Here is a 6,078-nt window from a genome sequence, read left to right as displayed (position 1 = left end):
TAGATGCAAAGAGGCAGGAGTTTAAAGATGAACCTACGGAATACAGAAGCATGAGAAAGGTACTCGTTAGAGACTTATCCCCTGAAAAGATAATAGAAATAATTGCAGAAAGATTTAACATAGATAAACTAATGCTTAAGATAAAGAATTCAAAGGGAGTTAAGGAGGCAAAGGCAATATTGTGCTTTGCTTTAAGGAAGTTTTGCGATTTAAAATGTGCCGACATATGCAGGATACTTGGGAGCATGGGGCAGGCTAATGTATCGAGGCTGTGTGCTTTAGGTGCAGAACTTATAAAGGAGGAAAGATACAGAAACATTGTGGAGGAGATATTGGCGATTTAAATGTATAAGTAGAATAATTTTTAGAAGACTTAAAACAGTATATGAATAAGAATATGAAAGATTATAAAAAAGCAATATGATTTTGAGGCTAATATAGACAAGCTTTAAAAAATAAGATATTAGAACATAAATATACATAAAGTTATACAAATTATTTAGGAATTGTTTCCATTAAGTTTACAATTCAATTATCATATAATTGCACATCTGTTATATATAATCAGTTACTATTCAAATAGCTTTTCATATTTTATAGTGATGTTTCTAATTCTTTATTCTTCTCAAAGCAATAAATCCATTAAATAAGAAGACATTTCTTTAGATAAATGAGTGTAAATTAAAACTACAAGTACATATATTTTTAAGCCTAAGAACTGGGATTAGAAAAATGGGTAAAAGTAGGTATTGATAATGATAGAAAAATAATAAGTAACCGTCCCGCATATTGACTACTAATTATTGGAAGCATATAATATTGTTAGGATGTTCGGATAACCAGATGAATGGGGGTGCTGTTTTGGGGAGAATTGAAAAAATACAAGGCGAAATTATAAATAGTGTTTCTAAAAACATATTTTGCGCCGAGAAAAGAAATTCTATTCTTCTTGAGGGTGAGGTTGAAACTTATGAGGAGGTAATAAAGGCAGGTAAGTTAGCAACTAACAGGGGATATAAAGGAGTTATAAACAATATTAAAGTAAAGGGATTAACCCTTCCTTCGAGGAAACACCCAAAACTTATAGATAATAAACTTGAAAGGAAAAAGGTTGATGTACTAATAATAGGAGGGGGCGTTATAGGTTCGGCTATTGCAAGAGAACTTTCAAAGTGGGAAATTTCAATCCTCCTTATTGATAAGGAGGATGACCTTGCAGTTCATGCCTCATCAAGAAATAATGGAATGATTCACCCGGGAATAGATCCAAATCCTAAAACGAAAAAGGCATATTATAATGTGCAAGGCAATAAGCTTTATTCAAAGGTAGCAAAGGAATTAGATGTAAGTTTTGAAAGGTGCGGGAATATAGTGCTTTATGATGCCTGGTATGGGAAAATAATATCTCCTGTATTAAAGTTAAGGGCAAGATTGAACGGCGTTGAAGGCATGAAGTATCTTTCAAAGAGAGAAACAAAGGAGCTTGAACCCTATATTTATGACGATTTTATAGGCTCAGTAATTTTCCCAACAACGGGCATTGTCTCTCCTTATAAAATGACTATAGCCTTTGCTGAAAATGCTGTTTTAAATGGAGCTGAAGTTTCGCTTAATACAGCTGCTTTATCTATAAAATGTGAAGATAGGAAAATAATATATGTTGATACGAATAGAGGACGAATTTTTCCAAAGATAGTTATAAACGCTGCAGGAGTACATGCTGATGAAATTGCTGAGATGGCAGATGATAGATTTTTTACTATACATCCGCGAAAAGGGCATATATTGATACTCGATAAAAAAAAGGGACAGTTCTTAAATAGTATTGTTTCAAAGCCAGCTATAAATCAAAGTAAAAGCGGAACTAAGGGTGGAGGGGTTACAAAGACAATAGATGGTAATATTCTCGTTGGTCCAGATGCTGTTGAGCAGCCATTCAAAGAAGATTATTCCACTAATAAAGAAAATATAGATAACATAATTAATAAACATTTCCCAATACTACCTTTAATAAGTCCATCAGATATTATAACCTACTTTTCAGGGAATAGAGCTGCAACCTATGAAGAGGATTTTATTATTGAGAAATCAGAATATGTAAAAAACCTTATACATGCTGCAGGGATTCAGTCTCCAGGACTTGCTTCAGCCCCTGCAATTGCACTTGATATAGAAAAAATGGCAGTTGAAGTTTTATCAACGATGATGGAAGTTAAGCCAAAGGAAAAGTGGAATCCTTATAGAAAAGGGATACCTGAGCTTTTTAAGATGAGCGAGAAGGAAAGAAATGAATATATTAAAAAGAGACCTGATTATGGAATTATTATTTGCAGGTGTGAGGAAATAAGCAAGGGAGAGATTGTAGATGCTATAAATTCTCCTATTCCAGTTAATTCTCTTGATGCAATAAAAAGAAGGGTAAGGCCGGGAATGGGAAGATGTCAGGGCGCATTTTGTACTCCTTCAGTAGCAAAGATCATCGAGGAAAATGCAAATAAAAATATTCTTGAAATAACTAAGAAGGGGGGAGAATCTTATTTGGTAGTTGAAGAAACTAAAAAGGGAGGGGGTGCTCAATTTGGAATTTTATGATGTAGTAGTGCTAGGTGCAGGCCCGGCAGGCCTTGCAGCAGGGCTTTCATCATATGAAGAAGGGGCAAATACTTTAATAATAGAAAGAGAAAAATATCCTGGAGGAATTTTAAAACAGTGCATACATGATGGTTTTGGGCTTGTTGAGTTTAAGGAAAGGCTTACGGGTCCTGAATATGCAGAAAGATTTATTAAAATGGTTAGAAACAAAAAAATACCTATATTAACTTCAACCTTTGTAACTTCTATTAAAAAAGAAGAGGAAATCTTTATACTTTCTGTAGTATCAAAGGATGGGATAATAAAGGTAGGTGCTAAAGCAATCATACTTGCAAATGGGTGCAGGGAGAGAACATCAAAGCAAATAGGAATACATGGGACAAGGCCATCGGGAGTAATGACTGCCGGTCTTGCACAGTATTTTGTTAACATCATGGGCTATCTTCCATGTAAAAAATGTATTATTTTAGGAAGCGGCGATATTGGTCTTATAATGGCAAGAAGGTTGACTTTAGAAGGTGCAAAGGTTCTTGGCGTATACGAAGTAAAAAATTCTCCCTCAGGACTTACAAGGAATATAGTCCAGTGTCTTAACGATTTTTCAATACCTTTATATCTTTCAAAAACTATAACAAAGATATCTGGAGATGATAGAGTTGAAGGTGTTGAAATTTGCGATGTTGATGAAAATATGAAACCTATTAAAGGTACTGAGAAATTTATAGAATGCGATGGAGTTATTTTATCTGTTGGGCTGATTCCCGAAAATGAAATAGCAGAATCATTAAATGTTGAAATAGATAATGCTACTAAGGGTCCCTATGTTGATCAAAACTTTATGACTAAAGTTGATGGCATATTCTCCTGCGGCAATGCTCTTCATGTAAATGATCTTGTGGATTATGTAACAGAAAGCGGAAGATTAGCAGGAAAGTCAGCTGCAAAATATGCATCATCGAAATACAAAAGAGCACTTAATCCTATAGAAATCCCTTTAAATAAATTTTTATATGCAGTACCCCAATATATAGATATAAATTCGGATAATAATAAAGTTGTAATGTATTTACGCTCAAGAGATATAGTTAAAAATGTTAAAGTTATAATAAAAAGTAGGAATGAAATATTATATGAAAAAAGATACACACATCTTAATCCCCCTGAAATGGAGAGAATTGTATTTGATTTTAATAGGTCTTCTTTAAATGATTATAGTATTAAAATTTTAATGCAGGAGGGTTAGTATGGAAGAATTCACCTGTATTATATGCCCTAATGGGTGTAAAATTAAAGTAGAAAAAATAGAGGATGGATTTAAGGTTGAAGGGAATATTTGCAAAAGAGGATATGAATTTGCAATAAATGAAATGACTAATCCTAAACGTTCACTATGTACTACAGTTAAAACTTCATATAAAGATTTTCCGCGCCTTCCTGTAAAAACTGACAGAGAAATCCCTAAAGATATGATATTTAAGGTAATGGAGGAAATAAATAAGATTAACCTAACTCATATGGTAAAATCTAACGATATAATAATAGAGAATGTTTTAGGAACGGGGGCAAACATTGTTTCTACCTGTGATATGGAGTTGATTTTTAAGGAGGAATAGGTGTGTGTGATAGATTTGTACTTGCTATCGATTGTGGAACCCAAAGCATAAGAGCGCTTTTGTTTGATGAAAAAGGAAATTTAACTGAGAAAGGCAAAGTTGAGTTTGAACCCTACTTTTCAAATAATCCTGGATGGGCAGAGCAGGATGCTAATTTATACTGGGACAGCCTTTGCAGAGCATGCAATATTTTGAGAGAAAAAAAGCCTAAAGAGTTTGAAAAGATAATAGGCATTACTCTAACTACTATGAGGGATACTGTTGTTAATGTTGATGAAAATGGAAATGCTTTAAGACCTGCTATTTTATGGCTTGATCAAAGGATGGCAAAGTGTGAAAAGCCAATGGCATTTTATGAAAATTTAGCCTTTTCGGCAATAGGTATGAGAAGTGCAGTTGAGATTTCAAGGAGAAAGGGTAAGGCTAATTGGATAATTGAAAACCAGAGAGATATCTGGGAGAAGACATATAAATATCTTATGATATCAGGATATTTAACTTTTAAACTCACAGGAAAAATGATAGACTCGGTTGGATGCCAAATAGGCCATATACCCTTTGACTATAAAAATCTTTCTTGGCCTAAATCTCCTTTAAGCTATAGATGGCATATGTTTGGCGTGGACATAAACAGACTTCCTGACATAGTAAATCCAGGAGAAATTTTAGGTTATGTTACAAGGGAAGCATCTGTTTTAACTGGAATTAAAGAAGGAACGGTTATGATAGCTTCTGCATCGGATAAAGGGTGCGAAACCCTCGGCTGCGGGTGCATTGATACTGAAAGCGCATGTATTAGCTTTGGCACAACAGCAACAGTACAAACGACATCAGATAAATATATTGAACCCATTTCTTTTATGCCCTCATATCCTGCTGCAATTCCTAACAAATTCAATCCAGAAATTCAAGTATATAGAGGATACTGGATGATTAGCTGGTTTAAAAAAGAATTTGCAGCAAGAGAAATGATTGAGGCGAAGGAAAAGGGTGTATCTCCGGAGAGCCTTCTTAATGAAAGGCTCAATGAAATACCGCCTGGTTCACAGGGATTAGTTCTTCAGCCCTATTGGAGCCCTGGGCTTAAAATGCCAAAAGCAAAGGGGGCAATGATAGGTTTCGGAGATGTTCATACGAGGGCTCATATTTATAGAGCCATTATAGAAGGAATAAATTATGCACTGCTTGATGGCATAGAAAAGATTGAAAAAAAATCAGGAAGTAAGATTAAACAAATAATGGTCTGCGGTGGAGGCTCTCAAAGCGATGCAATTTGCCAAATTACTGCTGATATGATGGGGAGACCTGTACTTAAAGGCCAAACCTATGAAATGTCAGGACTTGGTGCTGCAATAAATGGATTTGTTGGACTTAAAATATATAAAAATTATGATGAAGCGGTTAAAAATATGGTTCATTATGGTAAAATCTTTGAGCCGGATGAAAATAACATGAAGATATATAAGGAGCTTTATAATAGAGTTTATAAGAAAATATACCCGAAGCTTAAGGAAATATATGATGAGATTCAAAAGATAACTATGTATCCAGAAATTTGGTAATGTCAAAAGTTCTATGAAAAATCACTGATTGTAAAAATGTGGTTACTCAAAAAAGCGCGTAGCGCAGCTGTCGCCCTTGACAAACATCATCCAAATGGTAAAGAGATCTTAACGAGGGCGAAGGGAACAGATATAAGGGCAGCACAAATAAGCCCTCGAAAAATTCAGCATACCATTTGTCTGATTTGTTTTTCAAGGGTTCGCTGTGCCGACAGCTAAGAAAGCGAGAGCTTCAGCAAAACAGATATAAAGGCTAAGCTACCTGATGTTTTAGAATATAATCCTGTGATAATTCAATGAGCTTGCCCCAC

The 6,078-nt window shown here is 34.6% G+C and carries 4 protein-coding genes and 1 pseudogene; all 5 read left to right on the top strand.

Going from position 1 to position 6,078, the window contains the following annotated elements:
• Positions 1-344, top strand: a pseudogene (locus B5D15_RS14920) (transposase); the annotation flags it as partial.
• 517 nt (positions 345-861) lie between these two features.
• Positions 862-2,592, top strand: a complete 1,731-nt coding sequence (locus B5D15_RS14915) for an NAD(P)/FAD-dependent oxidoreductase (RefSeq protein ID WP_207651479.1) — start codon at positions 862-864, stop codon at positions 2,590-2,592.
• Positions 2,570-3,835, top strand: coding sequence for an NAD(P)/FAD-dependent oxidoreductase (locus B5D15_RS14910; protein WP_423236581.1), 1,266 nt, complete (start codon positions 2,570-2,572; stop codon positions 3,833-3,835). Before B5D15_RS14915 ends, B5D15_RS14910 begins: the two co-directional genes overlap by 23 nt.
• A 1-nt stretch (position 3,836) precedes the next feature.
• Positions 3,837-4,205, top strand: a complete 369-nt coding sequence (locus B5D15_RS14905; RefSeq protein ID WP_078697887.1) for a DUF1667 domain-containing protein — start codon at positions 3,837-3,839, stop codon at positions 4,203-4,205.
• A 2-nt stretch (positions 4,206-4,207) separates the two neighbouring features.
• Positions 4,208-5,767 carry an FGGY-family carbohydrate kinase gene (locus B5D15_RS14900; protein WP_078697886.1) on the top strand — a complete coding sequence of 520 codons (1,560 nt, stop codon included), beginning with the start codon at positions 4,208-4,210 and terminating at the stop codon, positions 5,765-5,767.
• Positions 5,768-6,078 lie beyond the last annotated feature (311 nt).

The organism is Caloramator quimbayensis, from assembly GCF_900167605.1.
Lineage (GTDB): Bacteria > Bacillota > Clostridia > Clostridiales > Caloramatoraceae > Caloramator_B > Caloramator_B quimbayensis.
The sequence above is the reverse complement of the archived record's forward strand: the minus strand, read 5'-3'. Positions and strand labels throughout refer to the sequence as shown.